Annotated in this window: 15 protein-coding genes; 10 read left to right on the top strand and 5 right to left on the bottom strand. The window is 43.3% G+C overall.

The window, feature by feature from the left end:
- The first annotated feature begins 61 nt into the window (after positions 1-61).
- From J4N23_RS14635 to aat, 3 genes are read left to right on the top strand one after another with little or no spacing between them, the layout of a single operon-like run.
- On the top strand, positions 62-1,993 hold the full coding sequence (locus J4N23_RS14635; protein ID WP_207428370.1) for a DUF3857 domain-containing protein: 1,932 nt from the start codon (positions 62-64) through the stop codon (positions 1,991-1,993).
- 1 nt (position 1,994) lies between these two features.
- Positions 1,995-3,926 (top strand): DUF3857 domain-containing protein, encoded by a 1,932-nt coding sequence (locus tag J4N23_RS14630; RefSeq protein WP_207428367.1) that lies wholly within the window; start codon positions 1,995-1,997, stop codon positions 3,924-3,926.
- 10 nt (positions 3,927-3,936) lie between these two features.
- Positions 3,937-4,584, top strand: a complete 648-nt coding sequence (gene aat, locus J4N23_RS14625) for a leucyl/phenylalanyl-tRNA--protein transferase (protein WP_207428365.1) — start codon at positions 3,937-3,939, stop codon at positions 4,582-4,584.
- On the opposite strand, the gene J4N23_RS14620 is transcribed toward aat, so the two are convergent.
- The 3 genes from J4N23_RS14620 to J4N23_RS14610 all read right to left on the bottom strand — a co-directional run bounded on the left by J4N23_RS14620 (position 4,565) and on the right by J4N23_RS14610 (position 9,376).
- Positions 4,565-7,465: a DEAD/DEAH box helicase gene (locus J4N23_RS14620; protein WP_207428363.1), complete on the bottom strand. Its 2,901-nt coding sequence runs from the start codon at positions 7,463-7,465 to the stop codon at positions 4,565-4,567. The genes aat and J4N23_RS14620 overlap by 20 nt on opposite strands.
- A gap of 272 nt (positions 7,466-7,737) precedes the next feature.
- Positions 7,738-8,568, bottom strand: coding sequence for a 5-dehydro-4-deoxy-D-glucuronate isomerase (kduI, locus tag J4N23_RS14615; RefSeq protein WP_207428362.1), 831 nt, complete (start codon positions 8,566-8,568; stop codon positions 7,738-7,740).
- 37 nt (positions 8,569-8,605) lie between these two features.
- Positions 8,606-9,376: an SDR family oxidoreductase gene (locus J4N23_RS14610; protein ID WP_207428361.1), complete on the bottom strand. Its 771-nt coding sequence runs from the start codon at positions 9,374-9,376 to the stop codon at positions 8,606-8,608.
- A gap of 676 nt (positions 9,377-10,052) precedes the next feature.
- On the opposite strand from J4N23_RS14610, the gene J4N23_RS14605 reads away from it, so the two are divergent.
- Together J4N23_RS14605 and J4N23_RS14600 are read left to right on the top strand one after the other, a co-directional pair.
- A complete protein-coding gene (locus J4N23_RS14605) occupies positions 10,053-11,066 on the top strand; it encodes a LacI family DNA-binding transcriptional regulator (protein WP_207428360.1) in 1,014 nt (337 codons plus the stop codon).
- 184 nt (positions 11,067-11,250) lie between these two features.
- Positions 11,251-11,427, top strand: a complete 177-nt coding sequence (locus J4N23_RS14600) for a hypothetical protein (protein ID WP_207428359.1) — start codon at positions 11,251-11,253, stop codon at positions 11,425-11,427.
- Between the two features lie 38 nt (positions 11,428-11,465).
- Here the strand turns inward: J4N23_RS14600 and aspS are convergent, their stop codons facing one another.
- Together aspS and dapF are read right to left on the bottom strand one after the other, a co-directional pair.
- Positions 11,466-13,211 (bottom strand): aspartate--tRNA ligase, encoded by a 1,746-nt coding sequence (aspS, locus tag J4N23_RS14595; RefSeq protein ID WP_207428358.1) that lies wholly within the window; start codon positions 13,209-13,211, stop codon positions 11,466-11,468.
- 225 nt (positions 13,212-13,436) lie between these two features.
- Positions 13,437-14,222: a diaminopimelate epimerase gene (gene dapF / locus J4N23_RS14590; protein ID WP_207428357.1), complete on the bottom strand. Its 786-nt coding sequence runs from the start codon at positions 14,220-14,222 to the stop codon at positions 13,437-13,439.
- A gap of 201 nt (positions 14,223-14,423) precedes the next feature.
- Between dapF and J4N23_RS14585 the strand changes: the two genes are divergently transcribed.
- From J4N23_RS14585 to J4N23_RS14565, 5 genes are all read left to right on the top strand, one after another.
- Complete coding sequence (locus J4N23_RS14585; RefSeq protein WP_207428356.1) at positions 14,424-15,947, top strand: Do family serine endopeptidase; 1,524 nt, start codon at positions 14,424-14,426, stop codon at positions 15,945-15,947.
- A gap of 67 nt (positions 15,948-16,014) precedes the next feature.
- Positions 16,015-16,674, top strand: a complete 660-nt coding sequence (gene pdeM, locus J4N23_RS14580; RefSeq protein ID WP_207428355.1) for a ligase-associated DNA damage response endonuclease PdeM — start codon at positions 16,015-16,017, stop codon at positions 16,672-16,674.
- Between the two features lie 155 nt (positions 16,675-16,829).
- Positions 16,830-17,624 carry a succinate dehydrogenase cytochrome b subunit gene (locus J4N23_RS14575; RefSeq protein WP_207428353.1) on the top strand — a complete coding sequence of 265 codons (795 nt, stop codon included), beginning with the start codon at positions 16,830-16,832 and terminating at the stop codon, positions 17,622-17,624.
- A 36-nt stretch (positions 17,625-17,660) separates the two neighbouring features.
- The gene (locus tag J4N23_RS14570; RefSeq protein ID WP_207428352.1) at positions 17,661-19,595 is read left to right on the top strand and encodes a fumarate reductase/succinate dehydrogenase flavoprotein subunit; all 1,935 of its coding nucleotides are present in this window, start codon (positions 17,661-17,663) and stop codon (positions 19,593-19,595) included.
- A gap of 77 nt (positions 19,596-19,672) precedes the next feature.
- Positions 19,673-20,431, top strand: coding sequence for a succinate dehydrogenase/fumarate reductase iron-sulfur subunit (locus tag J4N23_RS14565; RefSeq protein ID WP_207428351.1), 759 nt, complete (start codon positions 19,673-19,675; stop codon positions 20,429-20,431).
- Positions 20,432-20,436 lie beyond the last annotated feature (5 nt).

Below are 20,436 nucleotides of genomic sequence, written 5' to 3'. Positions count from 1 at the left end.
TTGTCATGTAGAAATCATCAAATATTTTTACTTTTAGCTTTCACCTTATCATTATCATAAAATGAACAGATTTCTTCTGGCCACGATAATTCTTTTCGTCGGCCCCCTCCTGGCGTATTCACAAAATGAAGTTCAATCTTTTGGCAAGGTCGACGTGGCCGACCTGGAATTGAAAGAGTGCCCTTTCGAGAAAGACGCGAATGCGATGGTTCTCTTTGATCAGGGCGACTTGTATTTTGACCACCAGTTTGATGTGGTACTTGCACACCACAAGCGTATCAAAATATTCAATCAGAAGGCCAAGGATGAAGGCAACATTCGCATCGAGTTCTACAGCTTTGAGAAAATCATCGATGTTAGTGCCCAAACCATAAACTATGAGGGCGGCAAACCGGTGATCACTAAGGTTGATAAGAAACAGATCTTTACCGAAGTGGTGGATAAGAGCCGATCAGCTCTCGTATTTTCTTTTCCTAATGTTCAGGATGGATCAATTCTGGAGTTTAAATATAAAAGAAGCAACGGCGGGTACATTCCTACCTGGTTCTTCCAGTCTGACATTCCAAGCAGGTATAGCGAGTTAAAAACAGCTATCCCCGAGATGCTGGTCTTCCGTCCTCATTTTCGTGTGAAATATCCTTTTGCAAAAAACAAAAAGTCGTCTGAAACCCGTACAGGATACTCATTAGATACGCATCTGTATGCAATGAAAGATGTCCCCTCACTTCCCACGGAACCCTTCATGACCTCTCGCTTCGACAACCTGGAATCAGTGATTCATCAGCTTGTTATGATCAAACCTATTGGGGGATTTGTAAAAAGTTTCAACGATACATGGAAAAAGGTTGCCGAGGAGTTGCTTGAAGACGAAGATTTCGGTTTACAGCTGAAGAAAAAAATATCAGATGAAGAAGTTTTAATCAGCAAGGCAAAGCTTCTGAAAACTGACGATGAGAAGATTAAATATCTGTTTAACGAAGTAAAAAACAACATGAAACAAAACGGCCTGGACAGGTACTATACTATAAATGGGACGAACAAAGCATGGGAAAAGAAGGTAGGAACTGCCACCGAAATCAACCTTATCCTTTACCGCCTGCTAAAACAATCGGGAGTTCCCAATACCTATCCGATGCTGGTAAGCACCCGGGACAATGGCAAAGTGAACATAGCTTTTCCGTCCCTGTATCAGTTTGACCGAACTGTTGTTTACATCCCGGTGGATAGCCTAAAATCTTACGTGTTAGATGCGAGCGAGAAATACAACAGTTATAATATCTACCCGGAGAATTTCCTCAATTCCTACGGCTTTTATGTTGATCGGGAGACAAAGTCTGGAGAAACGGTATCCCTGACGAGCAGTGTTGCTTCAAGAAAAAGCGTTTTTTTAACAGCAGAAATCAAGCCTGAAGGTAAACTCGCAGGAAAAGCACAAGTAGCGTGTTTCGGCTACAATAAGCTGCATGAACTCGAAACATTCAAAAAAGATGGCGAGGAGAAATTGAAGGAGAGGTTCACCACCAGCAACAACGGTCTAAAAATTAAGGCCTTACAACTAGAAGGTGCAGATGTTGATTCAGTACAACTAAGCGAAACGCTAGACTTCGATCTGGAATTAACAGGGTCGGACGGCACTTATATTTACTTCAATCCTAATCTCTTTACCAACGTTACAAAAAATCCTTTTTTAAGTGAAAACAGAGTAACCACTATTGATTTCGGTTATAATAACAGAGTCTCGCTGGTTGGCAGTTTCAAAATCCCTGCTGGCTTTAAGGCTGAAGGGCTTCCTCCAAATATAAATTTTGTAATGCCCGACAAAAGCATCGTTTTCCAGCGCGTTGTGGCAGAAGCAGAGGGGCAGATCTCTGTTAGATACTCAATTGACTTCAAAAAGTCCGTTTACACCACAGACGAGTATCCCATGCTGCGTCAGTTTTATAAACAGATGCTGGAAATGTTAAATGAGCAGGTGGTCTTGAAAAAATCTTAAGATGAAGACGCTTTTACAACTTTCAATCACGACAGTACTTTTGTTAGCGTCGTTCGGCTCTTATGGTCAAAAGACTACTATCCCGCCCGAATATTATCTGGCGTCCGCAATTCCTGAAGAACTGAAGAAGGACGCGAACTATGTGACCCGCTACTTCAACCATGAAACCGTAGTAGAGGCTCCCGGAAAAGCCTCGGTTAAATACCATTACATCACTACGCTGCTAAATGAAAAAGCGGAGCGGGAAGCGGCTTTGGTACTGGGATACGATAAAATGACCAGTGTAAACCGACCCACGATGACGGTCTATGACGCAACCGGTAGTCCCATCAAAAAATATAAAAAGAGCGATATGGTTGACCATTCTGCCTCGGACGGTGGAATGACGCTGGTATCAGACGACAGGGTATTATATTTAAACCACACAGTCGCTTCGTATCCCGTTACTGTCGAAGTTCAATTCGAATACGTTTATAACAACGGCTATCTTGACCTATCAGACTGGAATATTCAAGACCCGGAAAATTCGGTACAAGAAGCTCATTGCAAAGTAAGCGTAAACCCAGCTGTAGGATTCAGATACAAAGCGAAAAATATCGCCCTAAATCCACAGAAAACAGTAGAAGAGGGACTGGAGGTGTATAAGTGGGAAGTGAAAAATTTGAAGGCTGTTAAACTTGAAAAACATGCGTTAAAGTGGCAGGTGTTACCGAAAATCACATTTGCCACCAACAGCGTAATCTTTGGTGATATTAAGGCGGACTTTAGCAGTTGGAAAGGCTTTGGCGCCTGGCAGCAGGAACTGAATAAAGGACTAACAGAACTCCCTCCTGCCCGGGTAGCAGAGCTGAAACAGATGGTTGGGCATTTGAACACGGACAAAGAGAAAGCTAAATTTCTTTACGAGTACATGCAGAAAAACGTTCGCTATGTGGGCATTCAGTTAGGTATAGGAGGATGGAGACCTTTCCCGGCAAGCTTCGTTGATCAGAAAAAATACGGGGATTGTAAAGCGCTCTCCAACTACATGCATGCGCTGTTAAAGGCGGTAGACATCCCTTCTTACTATGCGATCATTCGAGCAGGAGAAAACGAAGAAGGAGCAGATGAAACCTTTGTAAATAGTCCATTTAATCATGTTGTACTTTGTATACCCTTCAAAAATGACACTACCTGGGTAGAGTGCACCAGCAATACAGCTGCTTTCGGGAAATTAGGCACGTTCACTGAAAACAGAAATGCACTCATTGTCACTGAGAATGGGGGAAGGCTGATCAACACGCCTAAGAGTAAAGCAGAAGATAACAAATTTACGAGTGAGGTAAACATCAACATAGAACCTGATGGATTAGCCAAAGCGAAGGTAAGGCTTGCCACTTCGGGTGCTTTTCGGGACAGGTTTATTGGCATTTCTTACGAGAAGCTCGACGATCAAAAAAAAGCAGTGATTAACACACTGAATCTGAAGCAACCCGATATTTTTGACTATAAGCAAAACAGTGACAAAGAAGGTTTAAAAGAGCTGGAGCTGAACATGGAGTATGAAAAACTGAGTGAGTTTAGCGCGGGTAACAAATTGTTCTTCAAGCCGACTATTTTCGATCTTTGGAACGATACTTTTCCAGCAGCTGAAGTTCGTAAATCGGACTTTTACTTTGATCACCCAATGCTGAAGACAAACAAAACGACCTATCAGCTTCCACCCGTTCTTGAACTTGAATCTCTGCCGCCAGATGTAAACTTAAGATTTTCATTTGGGTCCTATCAGGTAAAATACACTTATGATAAGGATAAAAACGAAGTGGTTAATAACAGTACATTTGAGCTTAAGACCCATGTTATCCCAGCTAACAAATACGGAGAGATGCAACAATTCATGGACGAGATTGCAAAATCCATGACGAAAAAGCTGGTAATCCGCAAGAAGGGCTAACTTTGCAAATGTGATATTCCGGCTTGACGAAAAAGACATAACATTTCCGCCTGCTGAACTAGCTGAAGAGGATGGCCTGCTAGCAGTAGGCGGAGATTTAAGTCCGCAGCGTTTACTTTCAGCCTATCGCCAGGGCATTTTTCCCTGGTACTCGGAAGAGACACCTATCTTATGGTACTCTCCGCATCAACGTTTTGTCTTGTTTCCCCAAAAATTAAAAATTAGCAAGAGCACCAGGCAGGTATTAAGATCCGGTAAATTTCAGATTAGCGAAAATCAGGCGTTCGAGCAGGTGATTGCTGCCTGCGCCCAAACCGAGAGAAAAGATCAGCCAGGAACCTGGATTGTGCCCGAAATGCAGGAAGCGTACAACAAGCTCCATCAACTTAAGCACGCGCATTCCGTAGAGGTTTGGCAAGATGAAAGATTGGTAGGTGGGTTGTACGGCGTCGTAATTGGGAACGTCTTTTGCGGCGAAAGCATGTTTAGCACTGCTTCTAACGCTTCCAAAATCGCCTTAATTGCCTTATGTCAGCAAAAAAAATATACGCTTATTGATTGCCAGCTTCACACGGAGCATCTCGAAAGTATGGGGGCTGAGTTTATTTCCCGAGAAGAATACATGTCCTATCTGGACATTAGTTCAGAATCTCCCTGATATCATCCGCCGTAAGCGACTTAACAAAACTTTCTTCCGTAGTAATTAATGATTCAGCTACAAAGCGCTTCCGGTTCTGCAGCGCAAGAATTTTCTCCTCTACCGAGTCTTTCGTGATAAACTTGTAGATGAAGACGTTTTTCGTTTGGCCAATCCGATGCGTCCGATCCACTGCCTGCTGTTCAACAGCCGGATTCCACCAAGGGTCTAACATGAACACATAATCTGCCTCAGTTAAATTCAGGCCTACGCCGCCCGCTTTAAGTGATATCAGAAATATTTTAATATCCTCATCAGACTGAAACTCCTTTACCACCTCTCCCCGGTTTTGAGTAGCGCCGTCCAGATAAGAGTATCGTACACCTTCTCTGTCTAAATATCGCCGGTAGATATCCAGCTGCTTCACAAATTGAGAGAAGACCAGGACTTTATGACCTTCCGCCAAAACACTTTGCAGGGCATGAATCACGTTTTCAAACTTCCCTGACTCTCCTTCATATGCGTCGTCAATCATCTCCGGGTGGTTCGCGATCTGTCGCAGCTTTGTCAATCCTTGTAATACCTGAATTTGAGACTTTATGAAAGTACCGTCTTCCAGCGACCGTAATAAATCATTTCGATACTCTGATTTCACCTTTTCGTAGTACTCCGCCTGCTCCTCACTCATCTTACAGTAGAATAACTGCTCCGTTTTTTGCGGCAGCTCCTTCGCTACCTGCGATTTTGTTCTACGTAGAACAAAAGGCTTGATCAGGGCCTGCAGGCGTTTTGATTTTTCTTCGTCCTTCTTTTTTTCTATTGGTGTTACGAAATCATTCTGAAAGAAGTGCTGATTACCCAGTAGTCCCGGGTTTATGAACGACATTTGCGTCCACAAATCATTGACAGTATTTTCTACAGGGGTACCACTAAGAATCAGCTTATGCTGCGACTTCAATTCTTTGACAGCCTTATAAGCCTTCGAGGCTGGGTTTTTTATGTTTTGACTTTCGTCGAGAATGATATAATGGAAGAAAAGACTTTTTAAGATGTCTACATCTACACGGGTAACTCCGTAAGTTGTAAAAACGACATCGAAATTCATAAATCGCTCTGCATCCTTATTCCTGAAACTTCCTGTATGCACCAAAATTTTCAGATCAGGTGCAAACTTTTCTGCTTCATTCAGCCAGTTATAAATGAGGGAAGTAGGCATAATAATGAGCGAGGTACAGCTCGCACCTTTTTCCTTGCTTTCCTCTTTGATCTTTTGAAGTAATGCGAGGGTCTGCACCGTTTTTCCCAAACCCATATCATCGGCCAAGCAGCCTCCAAAGTTGTATTTCCTTAGGAAATGAAACCAGTTATAACCGGCCCTTTGATATGACCGGAGCCGGCCATGAAAATTCACCGGAAGCGTCGCCTCTTCAATCTGCTGAAAATCGGTGAGCTTCTGCAGCTTCCGATCCAGTGTTACACCAGCGAGGTCGCTTTCTGCAAAATCTGAAATTAGTCCAATGTGGTGTTTCTTCAAGCGAAGTTGCGATCCGTCATTTTCAGTAAAATTCAACAAATTACCGTATTGCGAGAACCAGCTCTCGGGGATAACTGCAATTTCGCCGGAAGGGAGTGTAAATTCTTTTATCCGGTTTAAAATATGATGTTTAAGATCAATGAAAGGAATTCTGTAAGGCCCGAAATACACGACAGCACGAAGATCAAACCAATCGTTATCCTCCCTAAACTCCAAATCCACTTTGCTGGTACCAAATAAGAATCGTTTTCCTCCTTCGGGCTGCTCTATTTCATAACCCTTTTCGAGTAGCACCTGATGATGCTCGTTTAGCCAATCAATAATGGAGAAAGAACTATCGGCCTCTTCTGCTGGCTTTTCCCGCACCTCCAGGTTCACGAATAGAGAGTTTACAGAGGTTAGACCCATTGATTTAAGCTCCTCTAACTTACCAGTCTCCCAACTCAGGGAACGTTTTATCCGATGGAAAAGATAAGTGTCCCCATTTTTCTCCATTCTCACGGAAACCTTTTTATCACTCCCCGCAGCAAACACATACTCCCCATAACGGAAATAAAGCTGGAGCTGAGAAACACCCCCCGGCACATACACGACCTTCAAAATCGGTTTAGCCTCAAACCTCTCGGTGTTTATTTCAAAGCCTTCCGCATACACATGATGCTTCTCGATAAGAGGAGCTACAAATTTCTCGAAATACGTTTTTTCTGACGACTTAGGGATCGAGATGTATCGCTTATTGAGGAAAGGCTGTAGTTTCTTTCCTTCAATATCTCCCTCGAAATGGTAGAGAACATCGTCTAACAGCAGCCGTGCAGGACTATTGCAAACGATCTGCGCATCTCTAAACATAAACTCGATCCTTATGCCCTGATACTTGATAGTAGGGAAATACCTTGTCTCCTCCTCGTTACGTCTGAAATGAAACAACACTGATGCTGGCTCTGTAGCGAGGGTAAGTCGCTTTTCGACCGGCCAGCCCTCCTTACTCATCATAAAGAAATCTTTTCCGGATAGAAGAGCGAGAGCTTCAACCATCTTTTTCTCAATCTTCGGCCTGATCACTTCAAATAGCTTTTGATCAAAAACCTTAGTAAAATATTCAATGGGGCGAACAGGCTTCTTGTAGTACCGCTTTATAATGTTGCCCTGCTCAGTCTCCTCCAGCAACTTGATCAACTTCAGGTCGTCCTCTTTCAAAATTCCGCTAAACTCTTTAGCTGTGGTGGAAAAAAGACGCTGATAGGTAAGCGAAAAATCGCCATCAGGATTCAATTGAACTACATGAGGCTCAATCAGATACCCTAAGTATTCATGATAACATAATGAATAGACAATTTTACAAGGCTTTGAACTATCAACTCTCAACATTGGTAAATGCTTGGAAAATAAAAAAAGCTAGCATTAAAGAAATGTTAAACTTAAGGAGAAAATGAGAGAAATGACAAACAAAAAGTAAATTCTCCTACCTGTAGGCAAGGCAGGGACATCGCTGATTGAATAAGTATCTGAGAAAAACTGTTCCGGGAACCAAAACGCAGAATTCACATGAGGCCTGGTTGCACGAGATCAAGGGAAGTTTACCAGGCAATTCTGGCTGCCCATGTACTAAAAAGCCCCCTTGGCGAAGGGGGCTTTTTACTTTATCTTAATTCATTGATTGGAAAAGTATCCATGTCGGTGTAAACCAGGTTTTCCCCGGCCATTGCCCAGATGAATCCGTAATTTGAGGTTCCGCCGCCAGAATGAATAGACCACGGTGGCGAAATGATTGCCTGGTGGTTTTGAACGACCAGGTGACGGGTTTCCTGCGGCTGCCCCATCATGTGAAATACCACTTGTCCGTCCGGTACATCAAAATAAAAGTACGACTCCATCCTGCGATCATGCACGTGTGAAGGCATAGTATTCCACACGCTACCTGGTTTTAAGATGGTTAGTCCCATCACCATCTGGCAGCTTTGAATTCCCTCCAAATGAATATACTTGTAAACCGTACGCTCATTCGCAGTTTCTTTGCTTCCAATTTCTAGAGGAGAAGCGTCTTCCTTTTTCATCAAACGGTGCGGATAGGAGTGATGAGCAGGCACAGAATAAAGGAAAAATTTCGCCGGATTCTCAGCAGAAACACTCTTAAAGCTTACTGATTTGCATCCTTTTCCTGCATATACGGCGTCAAGTTTTGATACCTGGTAAGTGGTCCCATCTACGATCACTTCGCCATCTCCTCCGACGTTAATAATTCCCAGCTCCCGTCTTTCCAGAAAATAGTCAGAACGAAGGTTCTCATAAGTAGGAAGCTCGAGCACTTCTGCTACAGGAGCTACGCTCCCAATAATTGCTCTGTCGTAATGAGAATATGTAAAGTTAAATTGATCTGCCTGCATCAAATCTTCAATAAGAAAATTCTCACGAAGCTCTGCTGTTTTCAGGGCGGCTACTTCATTTGGGCCCTGGGCATAGCGTTGATTCATTATCATCTTAATATCTTTTGTTTATTGTAAAATTTAATTAGCGTCCCATCCAACCACCATCTACTGTCAAAATCGTTCCGTTGACATAGTCACTCGCTTTCGATGCAAGGAAGACGATAGGGCCCTTAAAGTCCTCAGGCTCACCCCATCTGCCGGAAGGTATACGGTCAAGGATAGATTTGCTTCTAACCGGATCGTTTCTTAATGCCTCGGTATTATCTGTAGAGATATAGCCTGGAGCAATTGCGTTCACATTTACGCCTTTTGAAGCCCACTCATTTGAAAAAGCTTTCACCAAACTTCCGATGGCGCCTTTACTGGCTGCATAACCGGGAACATTTACTCCTCCCTGGAAGGTCAGCAGCGATGCGGTAAAGATGATTTTCCCGGAACCCTGTGCAAGCATTTTTGCGCCGATATCTCTAGTAATAAGAAACTGACTATTGAGGTTAATCTCAATAACCTTGTACCAATAGTCGTCTGGGTGCTCAGCAGCAGGTTGTCGCAAAATAGTCCCAGCATTGTTAACCAAAATATCTATTCTTTCGTTTTCAGCCAGTACCGTTCCCAAGAAGTTTTTTACAGACTCCCGGTCGTTAAAATCACATTGATAGGCTTTAAACTCTCTTCCTAATGCCCGAACTGCCAGCTCTACTTCACTTCCGCTTAACGCGATTGAAGATGAGACACCAATAATATCAGCACCCGCCTCCGCTAAAGCCTCAGCCATAGCCTTTCCTATTCCACGGTTGCAACCGGTGACAAGAGCTACCTTGCCTTCTAAGCTAAATAAAGATGAAGTACTCATAAATGTTTAATTGGCGATATAATCGACCGCAAATTAGTGTTTCTACACAAAAATTTCAGAAGCAAAGAAAGTTTTATTTGCGAGGAGTACCAACCTTTTTACAAAAAGGCACACGATCAACATTTTAGTTAAACGATACCAATTATTTAACGAGCCTCTCCATCATCTCAAAGCAAGTAGCGAGATGCCTATTAAAACGGAAAGCTGGCGAAACAATAATATCAGCTCCATGATAAGTGAGCTGAATAGGGAAAGATGAGTGCGTATGCTGCTGCAAAAGTGGACTAAGAATGCTTGCCGGAATGTGGCTACTGAATGGGTAAAGCTCAATTCAATATAAAGAGTGAATGTCTCGGTGCAGTACTTTTCTAAGTTCATTATCAGTCCCAGTCCTACAGCAAAAGCGTCTGAGTTTGTCAGTGGCCTATATCCTACAAAGATGGAGGGATCTTAGCGACTCTTGGAAAAAGCAGCAAATGAATAAGAAAGTTTTGGCTTAAGTTGAAACCAGCAGTAGCTGGCTTTTCTCATTTCTATTGCCGTCATAATAAAGCCATTAACCCTTGTTTTCGCTTCCCAACATGTTAATCATCACAATATTAATTTGACCACCCGTTATAGAAAGCTATAGAGACTAAGTGTAATTTTTATTACTTTCGGATGTTTACAACCTGCAATGAAGTTTGAAACAATTACTATAAAAGACATAGCAAAAGCGCTAGGACTTTCTACTTCAACTGTATCAAGAGCACTGAGAGGCGGGTATGAAATAAGTGAGGAGACTAAAAAGATCGTTCTTGATTATGCAAAGAAAATCAATTACAAACCGAACCCAATAGCTTTAAGCTTAAAGGAAAGGAGAAGCCACTCTATTGGAGTGGTGGTTTGTGAAATTGCTAACAGTTTCTTTTCTCAGGCTATCAACGGAATTGAGTCGATTGCATACGGAGCAGGATATCACGTCATCATCACTCAAAGTAATGAGTCGTACGAGCGAGAAATTATAAACGTCCAGCATTTGGCTTCGCGGTCTGTAGATGGATTGCTTATTTCGCTTTCTGCTGGTAGTTCAGATATCTCTTACCTCAAAGAACTTCATGCGAAAGGATTACCGATAGTATTTTTCGATCGGGTGTCGTCAGAGATTCAAACACATAAGGTTATTGCCAATAATATTAAAGGCGCCCACGAAGCGACTGAATATTTAATCAACCTTGGCCATAAACGAATAGCCCATTTTACTAATGCGGCGCACCTTTCCATTACCAAAGAGCGATTGGAGGGGTATAAGGGGGCATTGCAGAAACACGGTCTCCCGTTCGAAGAAAAGCATGTAAAATACAGCGAGTATGGCGGAATGCGAAAAGAAGAAGTAGACCAGTTGGTAAAAGAGCTGCTCGATTTGCCTGAAAGGCCTGATGCTATTTTTATTGCCCAGGATAGATTAAGTACCGGCTTCTTAAAATCGGTTAAAAGAGCAGATCCAGATTATGCCCGCAATATCACGATCGCTGGATTCACTAATTCTAACGTTGTCGATTTGTTCAGTCCTTCTATTACAGCCGTCAGGCAACCAGCGTTCGAAATTGGACAGGCAGCAACACAGCTGTTAATCCAGCTAATTGAAAGTAAATATCCTGTGACTGAATTCGAGACAAAAGTACTTGATACAGAGCTAATTGTAAAATAACAGTAAAGCTGGACAACCCCCTGCTTCGACGAACGGGCTCTTTTTATCGACCAACTGGTAAGGGATTAAAAAAAGGTTTGATCGCTTTGCAAGGCCGTTTATCTAGAAACTTGTTATTTTAGTCTAATCCATTTTTTCTCTGTCCTCACATGTCGTTGATTTGAGTAATTAAAACTTAAACGACATGAAAAAGCAATTTAACTTAGCGTCACCATTTTTAATACTACTAATCCCGGCTTTATTGGTAGTTGGCTTTACAGACTTAGAACAGGTGAGGAGTGACGAAGGCGAGGAACGGGCAAAAGTTACCAACTGCCTTGAAATGCCAAAATTGAAAGGAATAATAAAAGTAATTCTGTGAAAAGCAGAAAGGTAATACTTACCTTCCTGCAATAAGATCTATACTGTGGTTTTGATGTTCAATTCCTTCAATTGTTCATCAGAAATACTTGATGGAGAATCAATCATCACATCTCTACCAGAATTATTCTTAGGAAAGGCAATAACGTCTCTGATAGAATCCAGGCCTGCAAAAATAGACACCAGACGATCAAAGCCAAATGCAATACCGCCATGTGGAGGAGCACCATATTCAAAAGCGTCCATCAAAAATCCAAACTGCTTTTGAGCTTCCTCCTCGCTAAAGCCGAGGTGCTTGAACATTAAGGCTTGCAACGACCGATCGTGAATACGAATCGAACCTCCACCGATCTCAGTTCCATTAATAACCAAATCGTAGGCATTTGCCCTAACCTCCCCTGGTTTTGAATCCAGGAGTGCAATATCCTCCGGTTTAGGCGAAGTAAACGGATGGTGCATTGCGTGATATCTTTGAGAATCCTCATCCCACTCCAACAAAGGGAAATCAACTACCCAGAGGGGAGCGAATTTGTTTTTATCTTTTAATCCTAAACGGCTTCCCATTTCAAGACGGAGCTCATTTAACTGTTTTCTTACCTTTTCCGTAGGACCGGCCATAATAAGCATCAGGTCTCCTGGCTCCGCTTTGAAAGCTTCTGCCCATTTTTTCAGATCGTCTTCTGAGTAGAATTTGTCAACAGACGATTTTAGCGATCCATCCGGGTTATAACGGGCATATACCAGGCCAGTAGCTCCGATTTGAGGACGCTTAATGAAGTCGGTCAATTCGTCCACTTGCTTCCTGGTATAAGCAGCACAACCTGGTGCATTGATTCCCACGACCAACTCGGCTCCGTCAAACACCGGGAAACCTTTGCCTTTCACCAGATCGTTCAGCTCAGTAAACTGCATCCCGAAGCGGGTATCAGGCTTATCCGAACCGTACAAACGCATAGCGTCGTTATAAGCCATTCTTGGAAACTCTTCAAGTTGTATCCCTTTCACCGTGCTGAATAGGTGACGCGTCATCCCCTCAAACAAATTCAGAATATCTTCCTGCTCAATGAAGGACATCTCACAGTCTATCTGTGTGAATTCCGGCTGGCGGTCAGCTCTCAGATCCTCATCCCTGAAACACTTCACAATTTGAAAATAACGGTCAAAGCCGGATACCATCAGCAATTGCTTGAAGGTTTGGGGCGATTGAGGAAGAGCGTAAAACTCGCCTGGATTCATTCTGCTAGGAACCACAAAGTCTCTGGCTCCTTCCGGAGTAGATTTTATAAGAACAGGAGTCTCTACTTCTATGAAGTTTTGGGCATCAAGATACTTCCGGATTTCCTGCGCCATCTTGTGACGCAAGACTAAATTATTTCTAACCGGATTTCTGCGTAGATCGAGGTAGCGGTATTTCATACGCAGATCTTCACCGCCATCTGTCTCATCCTCGATCAGAAAAGGCGGTAGCTTCGCTGCATTTAAGATTTCAAGAGCGGCAACCTTTATTTCAACATCCCCTGTCGGTATCTTAGGGTTCTTGTTTGTTCTCTCTACAACTTTGCCTGTAACTTTTATTACAAACTCACGGGATACCTGGCGAGCCTGCTCACATAAATCAGCGTTCTCATCCATATTAAACAACAACTGAGTGATGCCATAACGGTCGCGGATGTCAATAAAAGTCATTCCACCCAGATCCCTGGCTTTCTGTACCCATCCGGCAAGAGTTACCTCTTTTCCTAAATCATTGATATTTAATTCACCGCAGGTATGTGTTCTATGCATAAATTAGTGGTTAGAGCTGCAAAAGTAGGTTTTTTACAGCAAGGAAAAAGTATGTGTTTTTAAAAATTGGGGTGGATGACAATTATAAAGAGCTCATGGCTTTCACAAGCTCTTTTAACAAAATCAGAAAATAGTTTTTTTAGACTAGATAGTAAATGAGCGGTTAATTGCCCAAAGCTGCTTATCCCTTTTTCTAATCGAAACCGTCAGCGAGAGTTGGAGCTATTAAATATCAATATCCCCCTCGAATACATACGTTGCTGGTCCTTCCAGAAAAATATCTGAGAATTTCTGACCATCGTAGTTGAAGCGAATGTTAATGTCTCCTCCCAAAACCTTCACCGGCGTGCTCACAGCTCCTTTTTGTCCTTTCATTTTTGCCATAGCTAATGCAACCGCTGTCACCCCTGTCCCACAGGCGTAAGTTTCATCTTCTACCCCCCGCTCATAGGTCCTTACAAAATAATGATCTCCAAAATCCTCAACAAAGTTGATATTGATCCCCTCTTTCGCATACCGTTCGTTGTATCTTATCACCCGGCCATCAGCAAAAACATTTTTATCCCTGAGGTTGCTGGTACAGCTTACATAGTGCGGAGAACCTGTGTTTAATACAAATGCTTCTCCGTCGCGCTCAATTTTTTCCACGTTGATCATTTGAAGACTGACCCAGTTGCCCTCTTCGGAAATTGTGGCATAATGAGGCCCATCAACTGCCAAAAAGTTAGTTTCCTTTTCAAAAATCTCCAGATGCTTTGCAAATGCTACTATGCATCTTCCGCCGTTACCACACATACTGCTAGGCTGGCCGTCCGAATTGTAGTAGACCATTTCGAAGTCAAAACCTTCTTTGTTCTGCAGAAGCATTAAACCATCCCCTCCAATACCAAAGCGGCGATCGCAAAGACCCGCTATCAATGAAGGATTTTGGTGGTTTAAACCCAGGTGCCTATTATCAATCAAAATAAAATCGTTACCTGCACCCTGATATTTATAAAAATGTACTTTCATCCGTAATGCAAGATTACAAATTGTGGAAGGAATTTTGCAGTACCTGCGGTACATAAAATTGTAATATCTGCTGGTGCTCGGCTATCTTTTTAACTGTGGTTTAACAATTTTTAACAAAACTTACCATACCTGTAAATTGCAGAATCCGTTTTACTGGTATTAAATTTGAAGCACAAAACACACGAGAGGAAAATTAATAGTATGAAAAAAATAGGCGTAACTCTTCTTGCTGCATTTATTGGAGGTGCAGTTGCTGTTGGTGGGTACAAGCTTATTGAAGATAGGCAGACTGCTAACATGAGTCTTGAAGAAAGACAAAAAGTTTATTTCGCAAATAACCCACAGGCAATTTCGTCTGCTGGCGATGTCGATTTTGTTCAGGCAGCGGCAGCGGTGACTCCCGGGGTTGTACATATCAAAACTACGTATGAAGGAAATGCTAGTTCGCGTCGCGGAGGTGGAGATCCTTTTGAAGATATGTTCCGCGATTTCTTTGGAACACCCAGGGGTGGCGGTGGCCAGCGTGCTCCACAAATGGCATCTGGTTCAGGAGTGATTGTTACTGATGACGGATACATTGTGACTAACAATCACGTAGTAGAGAACGCAACAAAAATTGACGTGATTTTACCTGATAAAAGAGCGTTTGAAGCGAAAATAGTTGGCCGCGACCCGAACACGGATTTAGCTGTGATCAAAGTTGAAGGTTCTGGCCTTCCAGTTGTAAAACTTGGTAACTCTGACCAGGTACAGGTGGGAGAATGGGTACTGGCGATCGGCTATCCTTTTACACTTAACACCACGGTCACCGCTGGTATTGTAAGTGCTAAAGGCAGAAGCATCGGAATTTTGGGAGAACAGCAACAGCGAGGCTATGCCGACCCTAACGAACCTCGCGTAAACTCAGCGATTGAAGCTTTTATTCAAACAGATGCGGCTATCAATCGTGGTAACAGCGGTGGAGCTTTGGTGAATACCCGGGGAGAGCTGATTGGTATCAACGCGGCGATAGCGTCACAAAGTGGGAACTATGAGGGCTACGGATTTGCCATTCCGATCAATCTCGCTAAAAAAATTATGGACGACTTTATCAAGTTCGGCAGCGTAAAACGTGGACTTGTAGGTATCACTTTCAGAGAGTTGGACGCAACAGTAGCTAAAGAACTAGGCGTTAACCAAATTAATGGTTTGTATGTGAACACTGTAGTTCCGAATGGCGGCGCGGCTGCAGCCGGAATTAAAGAAGGTGATATCATTACTAAAGTAGAAGGAAATCGTATCACCTCGTCTGCAGATCTTCAGGAACGCGTAGCCCGTCTTCGTCCGGGAGACAAAGTGCAGTTAACCTACGAGAGAGGTGGAAACGAGCGCAACGTTACTGTAACTCTTAAAGGAGAAGGAGACCTGAAAATTGCTAAAAACACAGCTGGCACGGAAGACGTAATGAGAAAACTTGGCGGAACCTTTGCTCCACTTACCGCTGCTCAAAAGCAGAAGTACAAAGTGAATTCAGGGGTGATTGTTGCCGGAACTCGTGAAAACGGCCTTTTGGAAGAAAACGGGATTACTAAAGGAACAGTTATCACCAGCATCAACGGCAGGGCAGTGTCCAAACCTGAAGATGTAAGCAATGCGCTAAAAGCTACGCAGAACAATGTGGTTCGGATTAACGGCATATTGCCTGATGGTTCCAGAATCATCGGCGGAATTCCTGTGGTTCAATAAGTATTAAGAAATATATTAAACAGAAAAGCCTTTCGTTTATAGCGAAAGGCTTTTTTACTTTTGAGGGATGTTACTGAAAGGATTGCAGTGGGAGTTTAAGGGGCAACAATTTATGCTTTTACCAGAAAAGGCGCTGTACTGGAAAGAGGAGCAGACGCTGATTGTTGCAGATCTGCACATTGGTAAGGTTGGGCATTTTCGCAAAGCCGGAATTCCTATCCCGAAAGTAATGGAGCAGGAAGAGCTGGCGGTCCTTTCAGATTTAATCCGGGTATTGAGCCCCAAAAAGCTCCTGCTGCTCGGAGATCTTTTTCACAGTGAATTGAATAATGACTGGAACTGGTTGCAATTATGGGCGGCCCAGTTCCCCTCACTGAAGATAATCCTGATCAAAGGGAACCATGACATTTTACACAAGGACATCTATGAAGAGGCTGGAGTAATCGTACTCGATGAGCTGGTACTTGGCCCTTTTACATTTGTGCATGAGCCTCCCTCAAAAGCTCTCCCTATACCCGCCAACACGTATTTCATTTGCGGGCATATCCACCCTGGTGTTAAAATACGGGGACAAGCCAGACAGTCGCTGTTACTCTCCTGTTTTCATTTTGCTGAGCACCAGGCGGTGCTACCAGCGTTTGGCAAATTTACGGGAAAATACTGCCTTCCGGTGACAGCGGGAACAAAGGTTTTTGGAGTCGTCAAAGAACAGGTAATCGCTCTTTAAAATCCCCTTTTCGGCGTTTTTAAAGCTGTCTGCCTACCAAATTAGAACGTTTCTAAATAGCTCTTAATTTTTGCCAGCTCCATTTTACTGTCTATATATTCGAGTATTATTAAATACTTTTGCACTCCTAACAAATCAAAATCAAACAAAAGGAAATGAGCAGTTTTACTAAAGCTTTCTCGTCAACATTGGGGAAGAAATTGATCATGGGCTTAACGGGGCTCTTTTTATCCCTGTTTCTGATAGTCCATTTAATTGGAAACCTACAATTGTTCAAAGATGATGCAGGCAAGGCATTTAATGAGTACTCTTACTTCATGACTCACTTTTTGCCCATCAAAATTATTTCGTATTTACTGTATGCATCTATCGTTTTGCATGCTGTATATGCGTTGGTGATAACCATCCACAACAAGAAGGCACGTCCAGTTAGTTACGCTTCGTATAACGGAGCAGCCAACAGTACCTGGAGTTCCAGAAACATGGGTATCCTCGGTACTATCCTCTTAATTTTCATCGTTATCCACATGGGTAACTTCTGGTTTAAGTACCACTGGGGCGGGCTGCCTTACACGCAGTACGAAATGAGTTTATCGAACCCTTCTGATGTAAAGGTAACTAATCTGCCAATTAGCGGCGAGCCTTTAATTCATGCAGAGTACGTAAACACGCAGACAGGTCGCGAAGTACTGGTGGCTAAAGATTTGTATCAGGTGGTGGTATTCTCTTTTAGCAGCTTGTGGTACGTGGTGTTGTACGTGATCTCCATGATAGCGATGGGCTTTCACTTATACCACGGCTTTCAAAGCGGGTTTCAAAGCTTAGGTTTTGACCACACTAAGTACAAGCCGGCAATTAACTGGTTAGGAACGTGGTTGTTTGGAATCATCATTCCAGCAGCATTTGCAGCGATCCCGATTTACATTTACATCACTACTTTAAATCAATAACCACTCCCATTGTAAGGGATAAAAATATTTTCTGAGATGATTTTAGATTCTAAAATACCAGATGGCCCTTTGGCAGAAAAGTGGTCAAAGCATAAATTTAATCTGAAGCTGGTTAACCCGGCTAACAAACGTAAATATACTGTTATTGTAGTTGGTACCGGTCTTGCTGGTGCGGCAGCCGCAGCGTCTCTTGCTGAGCTGGGGTACAACGTAAAAGCTTTCTGTTTTCAGGATAGCCCTCGTCGTGCACACTCTATTGCCGCTCAGGGAGGTATCAATGCTGCAAAGAACTATCGCAATGACGGAGACAGTGTTTACCGTTTATTCTATGATACAATCAAAGGAGGTGACTACAGAGCTCGCGAAGCAAACGTTCATCGTTTAGCTGAAGTTTCCGTAAACATCATCGATCAGTGTGTTGCACAAGGCGTTCCTTTTGCGCGTGAATACGGTGGCTTGTTAGACAACCGTTCATTTGGTGGTGCACAGGTATCGCGTACCTTTTACGCCCGCGGTCAAACCGGACAACAGTTGCTTTTAGGAGCTTACTCAGCTCTTAACCGCCAAATTTACGAGGGCAAAGTGAAGATGTACAATCGTCACGAAATGCTCGATTTGGTGAAGATAGACGGCGAAGCTCGTGGTATCGTTACACGTAACCTGATTACCGGTGAAATCGAAACACATGCCGGCCACGCCGTTCTTCTTTGTACAGGTGGTTACGGAAACGTATTCTATCTTTCAACCAATGCAATGGGTAGCAACACGACGGCTATCTGGAGAGCGCACAAGAAAGGTGCATTATTTGGCAATCCTTGCTTTACGCAGATCCACCCAACTTGTATCCCTGTTACCGGAGACCACCAGTCAAAGCTAACGCTGATGTCTGAATCTCTTCGTAATGATGGCCGTGTATGGGTACCAAAATCAAGAGAAGTAGCTGCCAGAATCCGTAAAGGAGAGTTAAAGGCTAGCGATGTTAAAGAAGAGGATAGAGATTACTTCCTGGAGCGTAAATATCCTTCGTTCGGTAACCTTGTTCCCCGCGACGTTGCGTCACGTAACGCTAAGGAGGCTGTGGATGACGAGCGTGGAGTTGGAGGTTCTGGTAAAGCGGTATACCTTGATTTTGCTGATGCGATCAAGCGTCTAGGGAAAGCTGCTGTGGAAGCTAAATACGGTAACCTTTTCGACATGTATTATCAAATTACTGACGAAGATCCGTACACTCAGCCAATGCGTATTTACCCTGCGGTTCACTATACAATGGGCGGACTTTGGGTGGATTATAACCTGATGACCACCATCCCTGGATGTTATGCGCTTGGGGAGGCCAACTTCTCCGATCACGGTGCGAACCGTTTAGGTGCTTCTGCCTTGATGCAGGGACTAGCCGACGGATATTTTGTAATTCCGTACACGCTTGGAGATTACCTGGCGACAATCGGTCCGAAGCCAATTGATGATAAACATCCCGCTTTCGCGGAAGCTAAAAAGGCAGTAGAAGATAACGTTAAGAAATTGCTTTCCTTAAAGGGAACTAAAACGGTTGATGAGTACCACCGTGAATTAGGGAACATCATGTGGGAATACTGTGGAATGGCTCGTAGTGCTGAGGGATTGACCAAAGCAAAGGGCCTGATCGCAGAATTGAAAGAAGACTTCTGGAAAAACGCGCGGGTGATGGGTATCAATGAAGAGCTTAATATGTCGCTTGAAAAAGCTGGTCGTGTAGCCGACTTCATCGAGCTTGGAGCCCTGATGGTGGAAGATGCGCTTCAGCGTGCTGAATCTTGTGGTGGTCACTTCCGGGTGGAGAGCCAGACCGAAGAAGGTGAGGCGTTGCGTAATGACGACGAGTTCGCATACGTAGCAGCATGGGAATACACTGGCGATAACCAGCCTGAGAATCTTCACAAAGAAAACCTGGTGTACGAGAACGTTAAATTAACACAGCGTAGTTATAAATAAGAAAACTGAAGTATGAAGTATTGCTCTTCGAGTTGATACTTCATACTTCCTAACTCAATAAAAAGATGAGCGGACACATGAATTTAACCCTGAAAGTTTGGAGGCAGAGAAACGCTTCTGACAAGGGAGGATTTGTAACATATAAAGCAGATGGCATTTCACCAGATATGTCGTTTCTTGAGATGTTGGATGTAGTGAATGAGGGATTAGTAAAAAAAGGAGAGGACCCAATACATTTTGATCACGACTGTCGTGAAGGTATTTGCGGTATGTGTTCCTTGTACATCAACGGTCGTCCTCACGGACCAAAACGAGCAATTACTACTTGCCAGCTGCATATGCGCAGCTTCAGCGATGGAGAGACCATTACCATAGAGCCATGGAGAGCTACAGCCTTCCCGGTAATTAAAGATTTAGCAGTAGATCGTTCTGCGTTCGACAGAATTCAGCAGGCGGGTGGTTATATTTCAGTAAATACAGGAGGTGTTCCTGATGCGAATGAGATCCCTGTTCCGAAACCAATTGCAGATGAAGCATTCAACTCTGCTACTTGTATCCAGTGCGGTGCTTGTGTAGCTGCTTGTAAAAATGCTTCTGCGATGCTATTTGTGTCAGCGAAAATTTCTCAATTAGCACTATTGCCTCAAGGTCAACCCGAGCGTTACCGTCGTGTGCAATCAATGGTTGCTCAGATGGATGCAGAAGGCTTTGGAGGTTGTACAAATACCGGAGCTTGTGAAATTGAGTGTCCTAAAGAAATTTCTATGACGAATATCAATAGAATGAGGCGTGATTATTTCACTGCCAAGTTTTTCAAAGAAGAAGAAATTCGTTAATTTTG

This window comes from Pedobacter sp. SYSU D00535, from assembly GCF_017355855.1.
Classification (GTDB): domain Bacteria; phylum Bacteroidota; class Bacteroidia; order Sphingobacteriales; family Sphingobacteriaceae; genus Desertivirga.
This window is presented reverse-complemented; position numbering and strand designations above follow the sequence as displayed.